Source organism: Veillonella sp. T14073-2 (genome assembly GCF_002959875.1).
Lineage (GTDB): Bacteria > Bacillota > Negativicutes > Veillonellales > Veillonellaceae > Veillonella > Veillonella infantium.
Window position 1 is genome coordinate 458,473 of the sequence record NZ_PPDC01000006.1, and the last position, 18,869, is coordinate 477,341.

The following is an 18,869-nucleotide window of genomic DNA, read 5'->3' on the forward strand; positions in this document are numbered from 1 at the left end:
AATATATAAAAAATAGGCGGTAAGACAAAAGTCTTACCGCCTAAAGTTGGTGCCGGAGGTGGGACTTGAACCCACACGGTGTTACCCGCTTGATTTTGAGTCAAGTGCGTCTGCCATTCCGCCACTCCGGCGTCTCGGAACATTTGTTATTATACAGATATCCCAAAACAATGTCAACACATTTTTTATATTTTATCTAAAATATTTTTAACCGTTTCCATACCGATGTCACATTGTTGCTTCCACGTAAGAGCTACACCTGTTATATAGCCTTTACGAGCATATTCCACATCAGTGGGAACACTTTCAGCACCATAATCTAGCTCGCCTGCCAGCCAATAGTAATCCTGCCCTCTTGAATTAATGCGAGCATCAATAATATTGCTATAAGTTTGTAAACCTTGGCTAACCATTTTAAAATGATCCCAATCACATACGCCACGTAACGGAAAGTTCACATTTAATAGGCCATCAAAATTCCCTTTCACATAAATCTTTTCTATCAATTCATGGATAAAGGGATGCAGTTCATCCCCTCGTTCAGGAGAATATCGTTCCACAGATAATGCTAACCCTGGAATGCCATAAAAACAACTTTCCATAGCAGCAGATACAGTACCAGAATATAGCACATCTGAGCCCAGATTAAAGCCATGATTAATACCTGAAATAACAAGATCAGGCATATCATCGGTCAATAAATAACTAAGGCCAAACTTCATGCAATCAGAAGGAGTTCCCGTTAGAGCATAAAGGCGAGGATTTTCATCCTCGCCATTGTACGCGTCTAATTTTAAAGGAATCTCAGTCGTCAATGCATGGGATTTAGCACTTTGCTCATTTGCAGGTGCTACAACGGTAATTCGATAATATTGACTTAAGTACGATGCAAGACGGCGTAAACCATCTGCTAAAATACCATCATCATTACACATTAAAATATGCATATTCACTCCTACAGATTCTATTTTTTATTCTTATTCATATTGCCCATACGTGTTAATTTCACGTCATTCAAACCAACAGCTCGCGTATGAACTGTATGAGACCATTCCTTATTATGACGACGGAACCAACCTAAAATATTTACAGGAACCCAAGAGTATACAAAAATTGGATATAACAAATAGTAGAACCAAATTTTAGGTGGAACTTTAATTTTTAACAACACAATAAGTGGGAACAAATATTGACCAATACCGATAATTTGCCATACAGACATCGGCATAATTTGATACAAAATATTTGTATAAATTGGCACATATGCATTGATATATGAAAATACTAAATATATAGTTGTCAACAACAAGAAATAAGGCTGACTAACTTGTAAAATGCCATCTAGGATAACGATATTTCCTTGTTTAATGCCTGCGGCAAATAATTTAGGAATATATCGATCCGCACAGTCAAATTGACCTTGTGCCCAACGTAAACGTTGTTTACAAGAAGCCATCATAGTCGTAACCTTTTCATCGTATACAATGGCATCATGAGCCCAAGTAGTTTTAAGACCATGTGTTAATAGCTTCATAGAGAATTCCATATCCTCAGTTAAGCTATTACAATCCCAGCCATATTCACGGATGATAGATGTACGTATACACATACCAGTACCACCTAGTGCAGTGGACAAGCCAATGCGGTATTTTGCCAAATGCCACATATGATTAACCATCCAAAACATGATGGAAAATGTACCCGCAACCCAAGAGTCTGTTGGGTTTTTAGAGTTCAAATAACCTTGAATTACAGACTCACCTTTTTCAAGATGATCATTCATTTCTAACATAAATTGTGGATGTACTAAATTATCGGCATCAAAGATAAGAAAGGCATCATATTTCCGATCCATTTTTTCCACACGATCAAACATCCATCCCATGGCATAGCCTTTGCCTACTTCTTCTTTATTGAATCGTTCATGTACATTGGCACCTGCAGCACTTGCTACCTCAGCAGTCTTATCTGTACAGTTATCGGCAACAACAAAGATATCGTACAACTCATCAGGGTAGTCCAAACTACGTAAGTTTTTTACTAACTCACCAACTACTGCTTCCTCATTATGAGCACATACAACGATAGCAAAGGAATTTTTAGGGGTATAGTTTTTATGTACTCGAGACCGCCACATACCAATTACGGCGAGCACAAAATAATAAACCGTATAAATTACGATTATTACCTGCATAGGGATCAATATCAGATCCAGTAGGTAATTCATACTATTATCCTCCACACACTTATTTACGCACTATATTTAACGCCCCATTAACAAGGCCAAATACTACATAACCAGCAAAGATCATCACTGCCCATGTATGCCAATCATATACGAGACAAGCTATAACAAAAATAGCAGTTAGTACAATGGAAAGTTTATTAATATAGATTGCAGTTTTACCTTTGAAGTCTGGGTATTTTACTTCACTAACCATTAAGAAGCCTACACCAATCATGCAAACTACTAATACAAATTGAGGAACCTCTACACCACACAATACGTAGGTAGCAGCCAAACAACCTGCAGCTGGAATTGGCAACCCTTCAAAGTAACCATGAACTTCTTCAGTTTTAATGTTAAAGCGAGCAAGACGGAATGCGCCTAATACAGCAAATACTAATAATGGTACATAGGCAATCCATCCCAAACCATAAAGCTCTTTCATATATAACATATAAGCTGGTGCTACACCAAAGCCTACAACATCTGACAAAGAGTCTAATTCACGACCCATAGGTCCTGCCACACCTAAAGCTCTCGCTACACGACCATCTAAACCATCAGCAACTAAAGATAATAGTACGCAGATAGCAGCAAAGAAGGTATTTCCTGTGGCAGAAAATGTGATACCTAGCACACCAAAAGCTAAATTAGCACTAGTAAATAAATTTGGAATAATAGATTTATTCATGACGCAACCTCCCGATAACAGTGTCTCCACCTGTAATATGTTGACCTTTTTCCACGAACAACTCTACATCCTTATCCATGTAGATTTCAGTACAAGAACCGAATTTAATCATCCCGTACAATTGGCCGCGTTCAAGCACGCTATCAAGGTCTGTCCAAGATACGATACGACGCGCTAAAAGGCCTGCAATTTGTGTTACCAATACGGAAGTACGATCATTTTCAATACAAATAGTATGACGTTCATTTTCAAAACCTACACTATCTTTAAAGGCAGGCAAGAAACTGCCCATTGTGTAGTGACGGTATGTAATTTTACCATCAATAGGCGCACGATTAGCATGTACGTCAAAAACAGATAGGAAAATAGTTACTTTTTTACACTCTTTATGTAAGTAAATATCTTCGTATACATCAGAAATATCCATAATTTTACCATCCGCTGGAGATAAAATTAAATCTGGATCTTGAGGGATTACACGTTTAGGATTTCTAAAGAAATTAACGAAAAATAATGCCAGAATAAATGAAATAATCGCAATTACATAATGTCCTAAAAATCCTAATACCACCGCGATAATGAGCATAGCCCCTATCAGTGGGAACCCTTCCTTAATTATTGGTCCTGTAGGCACGATTCAACACTCCTCTATTTATTTCTAATAACGGTCCACATAAACTTCGGAATAGCCAACATGCGGCCAATCCGTTGAGGTTCTAAATATAATCGATACAACCATTCGAGACGATTGCGTTGCATCCATTCTGGAGCCCGAGGAATATTACCTGCCAAGACATCAAAGGAACCACCTATGCCGATAGCAACAACGCCATCTAGGCGACTCAATTTTTCTGAAATCCATTGTTCTTGCTTTGGTACGCCTAAGGCAACAAAGACTAATTTTGCCTTAGACTCACTAATAGCCTTAACGATTTCTTGTTCCTCTGTGCTATCGAAGAATCCATCATGAATCCCTGCTATATTTAACGGTCCAACTTGGGCAGATAAATTATCAATTGCTCGTTGAGCAACACCAGGTGCTGCCCCTAAGCAGTATACAGGAATTTGCCGTTCAGCCGCAACTTTAAATAATCGTTTAGTTACGTCTACACCAGTTACGCGTTCAGGAACATGTTCACCTTTACGCTCTGCAGCCCACAAAATGCCAGCCCCATCAGGAACGACGAGACTAGCATTATTCAATATGGTGTGCAATGTAGGATTTTCATTTGCCAACATAACCATTTCTGCATTAGCCGTGGCTACTAAATGTAGTCCTGGCTCTTCAGTTAATTGTAAAATACGTTGGACAGCCTCATCCATTGTTACACAATCGATAGGCACAGATAAAACAGAAATACGTTTATTCAATGTAATACTCCATTATCAACCACTATAATTTGGTGCTTCAACGGTAATGCTTACATCATGCGGATGACTTTCTTTTAAACCAGCCGCTGTAATTTGAATGAATTGAGTATTCTCAATCATTTCTTGGATGTTATGACATCCGCAATACCCCATACTTGCACGCAAACCACCAACCATTTGGAAAATTGTATCAGCCAACATACCTTTATAAGGCACGCGACCTTCAATACCTTCAGGAACTAATTTCTTAGCTTCTGTTTGGAAATAACGATCTTTACTACCAAGCTTCATAGCCCCTAAGCTACCCATGCCGCGGTACACTTTATAGGAACGACCTTGGTAAATCACTTGTTCCCCTGGGCTTTCATCAGTACCAGCTAAAATATTCCCCATCATGACTACATTAGCACCAGCAGCAATAGCCTTAGCAATATCGCCAGAGTATTTAATGCCCCCATCAGCGATGATAGGAATGCCATAACGACGACCTACTTGAGCAGACTCGTAAACAGCAGTAATTTGAGGTACCCCAATACCTGCAATAACGCGAGTTGTACAAATAGAACCAGGTCCAATACCAACCTTAACAGCATCGGCACCAGCTTCAATAAGAGCCTCTGTACCAGCTGCAGTAGCAACATTGCCTGCAATAACAGGAATATGAGGATAAGCTTGTTTAATTTCTTTCAATGTACGTAGTACACCTGCAGAATGCCCATGTGCTGTATCTACAATGATTACATCAGCCTTTGCAGATACAAGTGCATCAAGACGATCATATAAATCTTTAGACACACCAACAGCAGCACCAACTAATAGGCGGCCACTACTATCTTTAGCTGAATTTGGATATTTTGTCGCTTTTTCAATATCTTTTATAGTAATTAATCCTTTTAAGTTTCCATCACCATCTACGAGAGGTAATTTTTCAATGCGATGTTCACTTAAAATTGCTTTCGCCTCTTCAAGAGAGGTACCTTCTGGTGCAGTAACAAGGGAATCCTTTGTCATGCAGTCTCCGATTTGGCGAGTTAAATCAGTTTCAAAACGCATATCGCGATTTGTAATGATCCCTACTAGTTTACCATGTTCTGTGATAGGTACACCAGAAATTTTATATTTTTCCATAATTTCTGCTGCATCAGATAGTAAATTTTGAGGGCTTAAGAAAATAGGATCGACGATAACACCATGTTCAGAGCGTTTTACCTTATCAACTTCATGGGCTTGTTCTTCAATAGACATATTTTTATGGATAACACCAAGGCCACCTTCACGAGCCATAGCAATAGCCATACGGGATTCAGTAACTGTATCCATCCCAGAACTAATCATAGGGATATTCAATGTAATGTCACGAGTTAATTGAGTTTTTAACTCTACTTGATTTGGTAGCACATCAGAAGCCGCTGGTACTAATAAAACATCGTCAAAAGTTAGTCCACGCATACCGAATTTATCGTCTCTCATATTTAATTCCTTTACGTATAATAAAACAAAACTACGACCCGCCTAGTCCATCTGGACTAGGCGGTCAGTCGTAGCTTAGCGTTCAGACCGCAAAATGCCGCCTTCCATATAATCATCTTTTTTCATATCTACGAAGATAATCTTTACTGCGTCAGCAGGTACATTAACGATATCAACCGCAGCTTTAGTGATAGCTTCACCTAATTGTTTTTTTTGTTCTTTTGTGCGCCCTTCAACGAGCTCTACATGAATAAGTGGCATATTGACCTCCATAGATGAAAAATGAAATAAATTTGTTTGTTCTATTATACGGTATGAGGAACAGATACACAAGGGAAAAACCCAGATAAAATCTAATATTATCGCTACTTATGTACTTATTATTCCTACCTCTTAATTATACAATATTCTAAGAAATTTTTCACCAAATCTTTTTTCTAATTCTTCTTTCATTACAGATTCAAGTTTTTCCATTCCATATTGACTTCCAAACTCTAGTACATCCTTACGAGCCTGTACCAATATTTCAATATCTTTAATGATATTAGCCACCCGCAAATCAGGTAATCCTGATTGAGCTAATCCAAATAATTGGCCAGAACCGCGAAGCAGTAAATCTTGCTCTGCTAGTTCAAAGCCATCCTGAGTCTGTTCCATCAATTTTAATCGTTCTTGGCTCACATCATTTTTAGAATCACTCACAAGAATGCAATAAGATTGATGATATCCACGACCTACACGGCCACGTAACTGATGCAATTGAGATAGGCCAAAACGTTCTGCCCCTTCAATACACATAATGGTCGCATTTGGCACATTAACACCAACCTCGATAACGGTAGTAGAAACGAGCAATGAAATCTCACCCTTATGAAAGGCATTCATCACTTCATCCTTTTCACTTGGTTTCATGCGCCCATGTACAAGACCAACTTCGTAAGCCTTGTAAAAGTACTCTTTTAACTCCAGATATAATTCCTCAGCAGCTTGTAAATCTAACTTTTCAGATTCTTCAACAAGTGGGCATACTACATAAACTTGACGACCTTCTGCCATCTCCTTGCCAAAGAATGTTCTTAATCGTTCCTTATACGAACTATCTACAGCATAGGTTTTGACAGGTTTACGTCCCGGTGGCATTTCTTTGATTAAGGATACTGCTAAATCACCATACACAGATAATGTCATGGTTCTAGGAATTGGGGTAGCTGTCATAATAAGAACATGTGGATATGTCCCTTTTTGTTGCAATCTAGCCCGTTGCTCTACTCCAAAGCGATGTTGTTCATCGATAATAACGAGTCCTAAATTGTGGAAGTTAACACCTTCTTGAATAAGAGCATGGGTACCAATAATCATATGAATGGATCCATCAGCTAATCCCTCATAGATACGTTCTTTTTCTTTTTTTGTAGTAGATCCCGTTAATAGCTCTATGGTAATCCCCAAATTACCACACACTTCTGTTATACCTTCGTAATGTTGTGTCGCCAAAATCTCCGTTGGAGCCATTAACGCCCCTTGGTACCCATTTTCAATGGCTTTCAACAAACTCAACGTAGCTACAACCGTTTTACCGGAACCTACATCACCTTGCAATAATCGTTGCATAGGCCGTTCATCTTCCATATCGATACGAATGTCCTCTAATGCACGCTGTTGATCACCTGTTAAGGAGAACGGTAAATTTTCTATACACTGAGCCATTAAGTCTCCATTGAGACCCATCTTAGGACCTTTATGACATTGTTCTTTATTTCGTAACAATGCCAATCCAGATTGCATGACAAATAACTCCTCATAAGCTAGTTGATGACGCGCCTCTTCATATCGCTCTGAAGACTCTGGAAAATGCATCATTTTAAATGCATCATAACGAGTCATATATTGATGTGCTTCACGAACTTCAGCAGGCAAAATCTCTGGCAACTCGTGATTAGCGGCAAACCAATTTCGTACCGATGAGCGCACCACAAACTGAGATACCCCATCTGCAAGAGCATAAATGGGAACGATACCTCGGTCAGGCTCTCCACCGTCTCCCAAATTTTCTATTTGGGGCGTATTCATTTGCATAGAGCCATATTGGAACTCTGCTTTACCATATGCATATAGACGCTGCCCTTTTTTATAAAAGTTCTTCTTATACCCTTGGTTAAATAGCACAATCTTTAAAGGATCTGTACCATCTGCAATGACTACTTCTAAAATAGATAATCGGGGACGAGGGCGTTTTTCTTGTACAGCAATAACATTCCCAACCACGCCACCAGTCATGCCAGATTTTAAATCACCAATTCTATAAATCGTACGGCGGTCTTCATAGGTTCTTGGGAAATACGTTAACAAGGATGTTATATTGGTAATTCCCAACTTATATAATTGTTTCTCTCGACCAGGACCTATCCCCTTTATGGTCGTCAACCGTTCATCCATAGAAACTCCTTTAAATATACGATAAACACATGAAATATATCCAATTTCTGTATATCCTTGTGTAAAAGCCCACTCATATCATAGAATATGATATATAGTATACCTTATATTGTAGTATATTTCATAAAAAGAGCAATATGTACGATAAAAACACTTGCTTTACGCTACTCTTTATGATAATATACTTTTGTTATGTTATAGATTAAGCTTGGAGGTGGAAACTATGGCAAACCTTTGCGAAGTATGTGGTAAATCCACATCTAGCGGTATGAACGTGAGTCACTCTCACATTCGCACAAGAAAAACTTGGAAACCGAACATTCAAAGAGTACGGGCGGTTGTAGACGGTGCTACTAAAAAAGTAAACGTATGCACTCGCTGCCTTCGTTCTAATAAAATTACACGCGCGTAAAATAAAAAGTACATGTACTCTTTGGGGTTCTAGAGCCCCAAAAAAAGCAGTTAGTTCATTTGAACTAACTGCTTTTTTTGTTATCTATGTACCTATTACTAAAAGTTACAAGGTAATATTTGGAATATAATACTGTTTAAATAGCTTAATAGCATATTGATCTGTTAAGCCTGCTACATAATCCACCACATCACGGGTAGAATAAAACTCTCTTATACTTTCACAACCCTCCATATCGTCAGGATGTTCCATAAAGTGAGTAAATAAGTTTTTCACCACATGAGATGCCTTATTTCGATCTGGAATTAAAGCCGGCGCCAAATAAACATTTTTAAACATAAATTGACGGAATAGATTCATGGTCATCTCTATATCACTAGACATAGAAATAACAGGTTTATCTAAAGACTCTCGCACCATATCTTCAACCATGGCTGTAATCATACTAGAAGGAGTCATTCCAAAGTGTTCACGCACTTCAAAAGGTAATTCCTCAGCCGTCAACATACCAGCGCGCTGTGCATCATCAAAATCGTGGCACAAATACGCAATGCGGTCTACAATACGAATAATTTGACCTTCCAAAGTGGCAGGGATATGTGCCCCTGTATGACCTACGATGCCATCACGTACAGCAGTGGTTAAATTAAGACCTTGATTGTCACCATGCTTTTCTAAGACTTCAACCATACGCAAGCTTTGCTCATTATGATTAAAGTGACCAACCATATCACGCAACGCATATTCACCTACATGACCAAATGGGGTATGTCCCACATCATGACCCATAGCGATAGCTTCTACTAAATCTTCATTTAGTCGCAACGCACGAGCCACTGTACGACCTATTTGTCCTACCTCAAGGGTATGGGTCATGCGCGTACGATAATGGTCACCTGGCGCAATATATACCTGAGTCTTATGCTTTAGCCGCCTAAAACATTTACTGTGAATAATGCGGTCTCGATCACGTTGAAAGGCAGTTCTAAGTGGATCGGGTGCTTCCTCTAAATCACGGATGGCCTCACGGCTTTTAGCTGCATAAGGAGAGAGGAGTAATGCCTCCCTCTCCTCTATTTGTTCCCGTATATTCATTTACCCTCCGATGCACGGTTTTTATCGATCAATTGCATAACTAGAGATGCTGTTTCTTCGATAGATTTATTAGAAACATCTAGCACTTGGCAATGTAAGCGACGCATAATAGCTTTTGCATATTCTAATTCAGATTGAATACGCTCAATAGAAGCATAATTTGCTTCGTCTTCAAGACCGATAGCACGCAAACGTTCACTACGAATATTATTTAATTTGAATGGGTCAATGATAAGACCCACGATTTTTTTTGCTGGAATTTTAAATAATTCCTCTGGTAATGGTACCTCAGGTACTAATGGCAAATTGGCAGCTTTAATCTTTTTGTACGCCAAGAACATAGACAATGGTGTCTTACTTGTTCTAGATACACCAATAATAACTACGTCTGCCTTTTCAAAGCCAGATGGATTTTTACCATCGTCATATTTTACGGCAAATTCAATGGCTTCTACCTTTTTGAAGTATTCTTGGTCAAGCTTATGAACCATACCTGCTGTCATACGAGGCTTTGTGGATGCAACAGTACCTACAGCAGCGAGAACTGGGCCCATAATATCTACAGCAGGAATATTGTATTCCGCCACTTTTTCATGAAGATATTTACGTAAAGTCTCAGATACGATGGTATGACAAATAACATGATTACCACGTTTTGCATCTTCTATAATTTCATCAATTTGGCTTTCACTATCAATATAAGGAATGCGCACAATTTCAATTTGTTCCTTATCATATTGACTCGCCGTAGCTCTTGCTACAGCCTCTGCGGTCTCCCCAAGGGAGTCCGATATTGCATAAATAATTTTTTCTGCCATTCTATCAACCTCAATGTATGCTACATTCTAAAAATACTTTTGCTACCGTCGTTTTAGATACACGGCCCACAACCTTTAAACGTTTCTTGTTTTCCACATCCTCGCGAACGACAACAGGTAAACAATCCACCTCATATTCTATCATCTTCTGTGCAGCCTCTACTAATGTATCGGTAGGCTCCACAGTTATAACCTTGCTCACAGGGGTCATAATCATAGATATAGGCATGGTGTGCGAATCTGTTTGCCCCATAGAGGCACGCAACAAGTCCTTACGAGACACTACACCTACTAAATAGGAATCATCACACACTAGAATAGTCCCTACATCCTCAGTGAATATAGTAACAATCGTGTCATACAAACTTGTATCCCCATTGACTACGACGGCTTGAGATAATACATCACTTACCAGAAATGATTTTAATCGCTCCGCCGTTTGTGTTTCTTTTGAAAGTCCCACATAGTAGTAACCTACATTCGGACGCGCATCTAAAACACCTAGCATAGTTAACACCGATAAATCTGAACGCAATGCAGATCTAGTAACCTCTAAATGTTCAGCAATAGCGCTGCCCGTTACAGGCCCTTCTTCACGAACGATTTGAGCAATTTGTTCTTGTCGTTTCGACAGTTTCACACGGTAACCCCCTTTCATCTCTGTTTGTATTATATCCTAAGTTACCATTCAGAAAAAGAGGAGACCTACTGGCCTCCTCTTTCAATACCACTATATGATTACCAAGTTAAGTCATCAGTTTCTTGACGACCACGACCAGTCATAGCATCGAGCATAATTCTTTGTTCGATTTGAGCCACCATTTTCTTAGTGCTCACAACAGCATCTGGGTTAACAGAAATGGAGTCGATACCGCTCTTCACGAGGAATTCGCAAAGTTCAGGGTATACACTTGGTGCTTGGCCACAGATGGATACAGTTTTACCATCTTTATGAGCCACTTCAATGAGATGGCGAATCGCTCTGCGAACTGCTAGATTGCGTTCATCATAGATATGTTGAACTGTTTCATTATCACGGTCACAACCGAGAACAAGCATAGTCAAATCATTAGAACCGATAGAGTAACCATCTACATATTTATTGAATTGATCAGCTAAGATAATATTTGCTGGAATTTCAGCCATGAGCCAGATTTTGAAATCTTTACCGCGCACAAGGCCTTCTTGAGCCATCAAATTAGTTACTAATTCAGCTTCCTCTACAGTACGGCAGAAAGGAATCATAACTTGCAAGTTTTTGAAACCAAATTCATTGCGTACTTTTTTGATTGCTTCTAATTCTAATTTGAAAGCAGGTGTATATTTTGGATCATAGTAACGGGCTGCACCACGCCAGCCAAGTAATGCACTGGATTCATGTGGTTCATATTTATCGCCACCATTAAGGTCGCGGTATTCACTAGATTTAAAGTCGCTCAAACGAACTACTACTTGACGAGGAGCTAAAGCTTGACACACTTTACGCATACCTTCAGCCAATGTATTTACTGCAAAGTCACTGCGACCAGTTTCGATAAGGTGTAATGGATGTTCGTGAATGAAAGTAGTCCAAATAAACTCTTCACGCATGAGACCAATGCCATCACATGGCAACACACCATGTTTTTCAGCCAAATCAGGATTGCCTAAATTCATATAAATTTTAGTACCTGTTACAGGAACATATTCAGTAGCAACACCTGCAGTAGTTTGTGCTTCTGGCTTTTTAACGATATCTTCCAATACGCCATCGTATACGATACCATTTGTAGCATCCACAGTAATCATTTGACCATCTTTAATAGATGTTGTCGCTTCATGACTACGGCTCTTAGTACCTACGATACAAGGAATACCAAGCTCGCGGCTAACGATAGACGCATGACAAGTCATACCACCAGCATCTGTAACGATTGCTTTTGCCTTTTTCATCGCTGGTACCCAGTCAGGAGCAGTCATAGCAGTGACAAGGATTTCGCCTTCTTTGAATTCATCAATATCCTCAGGGTTGATGATAACATGAGCTTTACCTGCTGCATTACCAGGGGATGCTGGCAAACCTTTAACGATAATATCACGATTACCTGCATCTAATGTGCTAGGTTTTTCAGTTGTTTTTGGCTTTTCCTTACGGGACCAAACTGTTTCTGGACGAGCTTGTAAAATCCAAATCTTATCATTGCGTTCGTCTACGCCCCATTCCATATCCATGTAGCAACCATAATGTTTTTCGATTGCTTTAGCATATTCAGCAAGTTCCAATACTTGAGCATCTGTAATAACTTGTTGTTTAGCTTCATCTGCTGGAACAACTTCTTCAACACAGTCGCCATCAGCTTTACGAACTAAACGGATATGTTTGTCATTAATCATGCGATCAGTAATTTCCATTTTCGCTTTATCTACATGGAAATTATCTGGTGTAACTGTACCTTGTACAACGTACTCACCAAGGCCCCAAGAACCTTCGATAAGGATGTTGTTATCGTTGCCTGTTACGAGGTCAACAGTGAACATTACACCAGCTGCTTTAGAGAATACCATCATTTGAACAGCAGCACTCAATGCTACTGTCATATGATCAAAACCTTGTTTTACACGGTAGTATGTTGCACGGTCTGTGAAAGTAGATGCGTAGCATTCTTTTACTTTTTCGATGATAACGTCAGCACCACGTACATTTAAATATGTATCTTGTTGGCCTGCGAAGCTTGCATCTGGCAAATCTTCTGCTGTTGCACTAGAACGAACTGCTACGAATGGATTTTCTTCGTTTACTTTTTTACCAAGTTCTTCATAAGCATGACGGATAGCATCTGCCAACTCTTTAGGCATTTCTTCTTCGCAAATCATGCGGCGAATTTTAGCACATACTTCACGCAATAATGCAGAATTTTCTACATCATCTAACGCATCAAGTTCAGCGCGGATTTTATCTTCCAAACCTGTAGCTTTCATAAACTCACGATAACCATGAGCAGTTGTAGCAAAGCCATAAGGTACAGGTACATTAGTAGAGGATGTCAATTCCCCTAAAGAAGAAGACTTACCACCTACTAAATTAACATCTTCACGTTTTAATTCATCAAACCAAAGTACGTATGCTGTTTCGCGATTCATGTGAGAACCTCCTAGTTAATTAGTGCAACACATTAAACCTTTTACACATAAATAGTATACCTTAATTTGTAATCTGTCAATTTTTATAAGCATTAAAATACTATTTAAACTGAATAGAAACTAAAAAAGATGATTACCTAATAATAGACAATCATCTTTTAAAATATAATTTTTTAATGTGTAGGTATTACTTAATACTTGTTGCTACCTGGCTGTAATAAAAATATGTACATACCTAAAAAAAGAAACTCAGAAATTTCTTCGTTTATGAATCTACTTAATAAAGCTAATGTTATAAAAACAGGATATACCCAAAATGGAATCCCGATATCAGAAGCTCGTCTCATACCTGTCATAAAAAAGAAAGTAAAACCATAAATACAAAATGAATACCCAAGAATATTATATATTAATCCCTCACTAATGGTATTAGTATATAACGCAATATGACCATACTTTAAAGATATAACACCTATTACAAAAGCAAAGCCACTCCCGAAAAAAAATAGTAAGCGCCCTAATGGAACTCTAGGATTTAGAAACTTAACTTCTTTTATTGTTCCAAATATAATCAATAGTATTGATATTATTACGCCTATAGGAAGCATAGCAAATCCAAGCCAATTTAATATTTCCAATTTTACACTCCAAAAACTACTTTCATTAAAATCATGAACAAAACAAAAAATAAGTTAACTAAAAATATTCCAGTTTCACTAAGATTGTAGTATATCATGAGTAGATGTCCACCACAGACCGCTATTAAGCTTAATATGGCAAGTATAATTTCATAGTTTTCTAAACGACTCTTTTCTTTATATCTTTTATATAAAACATAAACCACGTAAATAATCCATAACCATGGAACAAATTCTGGTTTCATTTAGCTTCCTTACATATATCTAAAAAGTTTTTCAGCACTCGACCCGTTAGTCCCCATATGGTGTATTGTTCATAGGGATAGAAATAGACGGAGTAGTTTTGTCTAATTTTCCAATCGATGTTATAGCCTTCTAATAGATGGAATGGAAAGTCCTTTAATGGTCTTGTGGCTATATCTAGATGACCTACGGTAGGTTCCATATTTAACAGATATTGTAAAGGCACGGTAAACACTTCTCCCACTTCATCAGGATTAGGTTTTAAATCACTTGTATGTAATCGCACTGCAACGGCATATAGTTTTACCCCGATAGCAGATACCAAACAGTCTAAATTGCCAAGTAGTTCTATTTGGTCTAAATCTATACCTAATTCTTCAGAGCATTCACGCATAGCAGCGTGAGCACCGCTTTTATCATCCGGCTCACAATGACCGCCAGGAAAGCTAATTTCTCCGGGCTGACGGCGTAATTTATTACTACGCACTGTAAAGACTACGTGATCTTCCCTATCTACTTCTAATAATGGAACCGCTACTGCCGCAGTAATAACATCGATATCAGTGAGAACAGTATGTTTTCTTTGTTTTAAAAATGTGGTTAATGTCTTATCCATAAATATGTCCTCTTACATGTTATCATTAAATGTATACGATATATATTAATATTAGATGTTCTAAATATATAGTTTATATACTTTCATTATACATTAACTTGTACATCAATTTTGGGGTTAGTATTAGTAAATACAATAGAGATACAATAGACCTACAATAGAGATACAATAAAGAAAAATCTTAACAACAAAATAGGCAGAAAAAAACTGTGATGAGATTTCTATCTCATCACAGTTTTATATTAGTTAAATTTAATTTTTACGAATTTACGTTTACCTACTTGAACGATCATACCATCTTCAAGAGTAAGGTTTTCATCGCTATATTTTTCACCATTTACTTTAAAAGCACCTGCTTTAATAGAGCGACGTGCTTCACCATTAGAGGCAGTCAAACCAGCATCTGTACAGAATTGTGGTACAAAGATTGATTCTGTTGGCGCATCCATAGCGTATTCAGGAATATCTGTAGGCAACGCCCGTTGTTGGAATACGCGTTTGAATTCTTCTTCTGCTTCGAGAGCAGCTTCTTCACCATGGTACAAACGAACAATGGTACGAGCTAATTGCATTTTAGCATCACGTGGATGTAACTCACCACTTTCAAGACGTTTTTCCATGTCTTCTTGTTCTTCAATTGGCATATCTGTAACGAGCATGAAGTAGCGCATCATCAATTCATCAGGAATAGACATTGCTTTACCATACATTTCTTTAGGTTCTTCATCGATACCGATGTAGTTACCTAAAGATTTACTCATTTTTTGAACACCATCAAGGCCTTCAAGCAATGGCATTGTGATAACAACTTGTGGTTCTTGACCTTCTAATTCTTGTAAATGACGACCCATTAACAAGTTGAAAGTCTGGTCTGTACCACCAAATTCAACGTCAGCATGCAAAGCAACGGAATCATGACCTTGCATCAATGGATACATAAATTCATGAACACCAATTGCACGACCCTCTTTGAAACGTTTATTGAAATCATCACGTTCCATCATACGCGCTACAGTGTAAGAACTTGCCAAGCGAAGTACATCAGCAAAGTTCATGGATTCAAGCCATTCACTGTTGTCGCGAACGATAGTTTTTTCAGGATCCAACACTTTGAAAATTTGTGTTTTATATGTTTCAGCATTTTTCAATACTTCTTCTTTTGTAAGTGGTGGACGAGTAACGCTTTTACCAGTAGGATCACCAATACGTGCAGTGAAACCACCAATAACGATAACTACTTGATGACCAAATTCTTGGAACAAACGTAATTTACGAAGTGGTACAGTATGGCCCAAATGAATATCTGGCGCTGTTGGGTCCAAACCTAGTTTTACAACTAAAGGTTTATTTTCCTTAATGGATTTTTCTATTTTCTTTACAAGATCTTGTTCGTTAATTAAATCTGCTACGCCATGTTTAATTTGGCGCACTTGTTCTTGAGCACTAACCATGATAATCCTCCTCGAAATACTATTGTTTTAGTATACCATTATCTAAAAACTTTCACAATTATATATATAGTATTGGTTTTAAGCCATTTATGATATAATATTTATAACTGCGTAATAGAATTTACGTTATATTTACTAACAAAAGAAAAAAGAGGTGACTCTATGGGTAATAACTCAAATGCGAGAAGCAGCCGCCGTTCTAACGGTAGCAGCTCTACACCGAAGAAAACAAGTCCAAAGCGTCTATTTTGGATTTGTGCCCTTCTCCTTATACTCATCGTAGCCGGAGGTGGCTGTGGTTTTATCAGTGCCACACTGTCTAACCTACCAGATGTATCCAATGTACGTCCTTCCGCATCGTCTCAAATTTACGATGTGCATGGTAATCTCATCACAACGGTTCATTCCACAGAAAACAGATTGCCAGTACCTTTAAAAGACGTACCAAAAGATTTACAAAATGCCTTTGTTGCTACTGAGGACTCTCGCTTCTATTCCCACCACGGTATCGATCCAGTTGGTATCTTGCGTGCTGTATGGGTTAACCTTGTTCATAGTGGCGTTTCTGAAGGTGGTTCTACTATCACTCAACAGTTAGCGCGTAATGCATTCTTATCTCAAGACAGAACATTTAAACGTAAAATTTCTGAAGCATTACTAGCACTAAAAATTGAACAACATTACACGAAGGATGAAATCCTAGAAATGTACATGAACCAAATTTACTTTGGTCAAGGTGCATACGGTGTACAATCTGCAGCTCATGTGTACTTTGGTAAGGATGCTAGCCAATTAACGCTTGCCCAAGCAGCGCTCATAGCTGGCTTACCACAAAGTCCTAACTACTACTCTCCATTCAATGATTTGGAAGCTAGTAAAAAACGTCAAGCCGTAGTTTTAGGCCAAATGGTTAAATACGGTTACATTACACAAGAGCAAGCCGATCAAGCGCGTCAAGCAGATTTAGGCTTAGTAGCAAAACAAGAACAAACGCATGAAAAATCTAATGCGTCTTACTTCATTAACTATGTTATTGCACAAGTTTCTGAAAAATATGGTGACGATGCAATCTATAAAGACGGTTTAAAAATTTATACTACTCTTGATATGGATGCACAAAATGCAGCTGTAGCAGCAATGCAAAACTTGCCTAACTACTACACTGATAGCAATGGTTTACATCAACCACAAGGTGCTATCGTAGCTATGAACCCTCATAATGGTTACATTATGGCTATGGTTGGTGGTCGCGGTGATGATGCATTTAACCGTGCTACACAAGCAGAACGTCAACCAGGTTCCGCTATGAAGCCATTTGTATATTTAGCAGCTATTCAATCTGGTAAAACTCCTGGTTCTATCGTAGATGATAGCCCTGTTACATTTGGTAACTGGAGCCCTAAAAACTATGAAAATGACTTCGTAGGTAATATTACATATCGCTATGCATTACAACATTCTCGTAACGTAGCTGCCGTAAAAATTGCAGATGAAGTAGGCATGTCTAAGATTATTAAACTTGCTAAAGAAATGGGTATCTCTACTCTAACTGATCAAGATTACAACTTGTCTACAGCACTTGGTGGTTTAACACATGGTGTTACCCCTCTTGAAATGGTACAAGCTTACGGCGTTCTCGCTAATGGCGGTATCAAAGTTCAACCTACAGCAATCGTTAAAATTGTAGACCGCAATGGTCAAGTTGTGGAAGAAAACTCCATTCAAGAAAAACGCGTTGTAGACGAAAAAGATGCAGCAATCATTACAAATATGCTAGAATCCGTTATAAATGGCGGTACTGGTGGTAATGCCGCAATCGGTCGTCCTGCAGCAGGTAAAACTGGTACAACAGATGATTCCAAGGATGCTTGGTTCGTTGGTTACACGCCTGATTTAGTAGCTGCCGTTTGGATTGGTGATGACTATGGCTCGGAAACATTACGAGGCATCACCGGTGGTGACACACCTGCTATTATGTGGGGCCAATTCATGGCAAATGCTCTTGCCAATACCCCTGCATCTGACTTCTCCGTCCCTGCTAGTGCTCAATCAGCTGTTTCTGAAGGTTATTATAATCCTGTAAAAGCACAGCCTAAAAAAGAAGCTGCTAAGGACGAAAAAGCAGATAAAAAAGATGATAAAGACAAGTCAAAAGATGAAGCTGTAAAAGATGACAGTGGCTCAAAAGATGATGCAACTGAATCAAAATCTAATTCATCGAAAAGTAAAAAGTCTAGTAAAAAAGATCGTTAATCTCATACGCTAAAGGAGTGGAACATGT

18 protein-coding genes and 1 tRNA gene are annotated in these 18,869 nt (G+C 38.5%); 2 read left to right on the forward strand and 17 right to left on the reverse strand.

What is annotated here, in order from left to right:
• Window positions 1–47: 47 nt before the first annotated feature.
• From VCHSUH04_RS05645 to recG, 9 genes are all read right to left on the reverse strand, one after another.
• A tRNA-Leu gene (locus tag VCHSUH04_RS05645) sits at window positions 48–131 on the reverse strand.
• A gap of 54 nt (window positions 132–185) precedes the next feature.
• Window positions 186–947 (reverse strand): 5'/3'-nucleotidase SurE, encoded by a 762-nt coding sequence (gene surE / locus VCHSUH04_RS05650; RefSeq protein WP_105085710.1) that lies wholly within the window; start codon window positions 945–947, stop codon window positions 186–188.
• A 17-nt stretch (window positions 948–964) separates the two neighbouring features.
• Window positions 965–2,227, reverse strand: coding sequence for a glycosyltransferase family 2 protein (locus VCHSUH04_RS05655; RefSeq protein WP_105085711.1), 1,263 nt, complete (start codon window positions 2,225–2,227; stop codon window positions 965–967).
• Window positions 2,228–2,246: 19 nt separating this feature from the next.
• Window positions 2,247–2,918, reverse strand: coding sequence for a CDP-diacylglycerol--serine O-phosphatidyltransferase (gene pssA / locus VCHSUH04_RS05660; protein WP_105085712.1), 672 nt, complete (start codon window positions 2,916–2,918; stop codon window positions 2,247–2,249).
• Window positions 2,911–3,552, reverse strand: a complete 642-nt coding sequence (locus tag VCHSUH04_RS05665; RefSeq protein ID WP_060924257.1) for a phosphatidylserine decarboxylase family protein — start codon at window positions 3,550–3,552, stop codon at window positions 2,911–2,913. The genes pssA and VCHSUH04_RS05665 overlap by 8 nt, the downstream gene beginning before the upstream one ends.
• 14 nt (window positions 3,553–3,566) lie before the next feature.
• Window positions 3,567–4,289 (reverse strand): WecB/TagA/CpsF family glycosyltransferase, encoded by a 723-nt coding sequence (locus VCHSUH04_RS05670; RefSeq protein ID WP_105085713.1) that lies wholly within the window; start codon window positions 4,287–4,289, stop codon window positions 3,567–3,569.
• Between the two features lie 15 nt (window positions 4,290–4,304).
• The gene (gene guaB / locus VCHSUH04_RS05675) at window positions 4,305–5,759 is read right to left on the reverse strand and encodes an IMP dehydrogenase (protein WP_105085714.1); all 1,455 of its coding nucleotides are present in this window, start codon (window positions 5,757–5,759) and stop codon (window positions 4,305–4,307) included.
• Between the two features lie 75 nt (window positions 5,760–5,834).
• On the reverse strand, window positions 5,835–6,020 hold the full coding sequence (locus tag VCHSUH04_RS05680; RefSeq protein WP_060924254.1) for a 4-oxalocrotonate tautomerase: 186 nt from the start codon (window positions 6,018–6,020) through the stop codon (window positions 5,835–5,837).
• Window positions 6,021–6,152: 132 nt separating this feature from the next.
• Window positions 6,153–8,195, reverse strand: coding sequence for an ATP-dependent DNA helicase RecG (gene recG, locus VCHSUH04_RS05685; protein ID WP_105085715.1), 2,043 nt, complete (start codon window positions 8,193–8,195; stop codon window positions 6,153–6,155).
• 223 nt (window positions 8,196–8,418) lie between these two features.
• On the opposite strand from recG, the gene rpmB reads away from it, so the two are divergent.
• The gene (gene rpmB, locus VCHSUH04_RS05690) at window positions 8,419–8,607 is read left to right on the forward strand and encodes a 50S ribosomal protein L28 (RefSeq protein ID WP_005386334.1); all 189 of its coding nucleotides are present in this window, start codon (window positions 8,419–8,421) and stop codon (window positions 8,605–8,607) included.
• A 105-nt stretch (window positions 8,608–8,712) separates the two neighbouring features.
• On the opposite strand, the gene VCHSUH04_RS05695 is transcribed toward rpmB, so the two are convergent.
• The 8 genes from VCHSUH04_RS05695 to tyrS all read right to left on the reverse strand — a co-directional run bounded on the left by VCHSUH04_RS05695 (window position 8,713) and on the right by tyrS (window position 16,588).
• Complete coding sequence (locus VCHSUH04_RS05695) at window positions 8,713–9,702, reverse strand: deoxyguanosinetriphosphate triphosphohydrolase (RefSeq protein WP_105085716.1); 990 nt, start codon at window positions 9,700–9,702, stop codon at window positions 8,713–8,715.
• Complete coding sequence (locus VCHSUH04_RS05700) at window positions 9,699–10,520, reverse strand: pyruvate, water dikinase regulatory protein (protein ID WP_105085717.1); 822 nt, start codon at window positions 10,518–10,520, stop codon at window positions 9,699–9,701. The genes VCHSUH04_RS05695 and VCHSUH04_RS05700 overlap by 4 nt, the downstream gene beginning before the upstream one ends.
• A 10-nt stretch (window positions 10,521–10,530) precedes the next feature.
• On the reverse strand, window positions 10,531–11,160 hold the full coding sequence (locus tag VCHSUH04_RS05705; protein WP_233188286.1) for a helix-turn-helix transcriptional regulator: 630 nt from the start codon (window positions 11,158–11,160) through the stop codon (window positions 10,531–10,533).
• 98 nt (window positions 11,161–11,258) lie between these two features.
• Window positions 11,259–13,640: a phosphoenolpyruvate synthase gene (gene ppsA, locus VCHSUH04_RS05710; protein WP_105085719.1), complete on the reverse strand. Its 2,382-nt coding sequence runs from the start codon at window positions 13,638–13,640 to the stop codon at window positions 11,259–11,261.
• A gap of 191 nt (window positions 13,641–13,831) precedes the next feature.
• A complete protein-coding gene (locus tag VCHSUH04_RS10220; RefSeq protein WP_158251476.1) occupies window positions 13,832–14,278 on the reverse strand; it encodes a hypothetical protein in 447 nt (148 codons plus the stop codon).
• 2 nt (window positions 14,279–14,280) lie between these two features.
• Window positions 14,281–14,523: a Zn-dependent protease with chaperone function gene (locus VCHSUH04_RS05720; RefSeq protein WP_105085720.1), complete on the reverse strand. Its 243-nt coding sequence runs from the start codon at window positions 14,521–14,523 to the stop codon at window positions 14,281–14,283.
• The gene (locus tag VCHSUH04_RS05725) at window positions 14,520–15,137 is read right to left on the reverse strand and encodes a CoA pyrophosphatase (RefSeq protein WP_105085721.1); all 618 of its coding nucleotides are present in this window, start codon (window positions 15,135–15,137) and stop codon (window positions 14,520–14,522) included. The genes VCHSUH04_RS05720 and VCHSUH04_RS05725 overlap by 4 nt, the downstream gene beginning before the upstream one ends.
• A gap of 242 nt (window positions 15,138–15,379) precedes the next feature.
• A complete protein-coding gene (gene tyrS / locus VCHSUH04_RS05730) occupies window positions 15,380–16,588 on the reverse strand; it encodes a tyrosine--tRNA ligase (protein WP_105085722.1) in 1,209 nt (402 codons plus the stop codon).
• A gap of 162 nt (window positions 16,589–16,750) precedes the next feature.
• Between tyrS and VCHSUH04_RS05735 the strand changes: the two genes are divergently transcribed.
• Window positions 16,751–18,841, forward strand: a complete 2,091-nt coding sequence (locus VCHSUH04_RS05735) for a transglycosylase domain-containing protein (RefSeq protein ID WP_105085723.1) — start codon at window positions 16,751–16,753, stop codon at window positions 18,839–18,841.
• The last annotated feature ends 28 nt before the right edge of the window (window positions 18,842–18,869 follow it).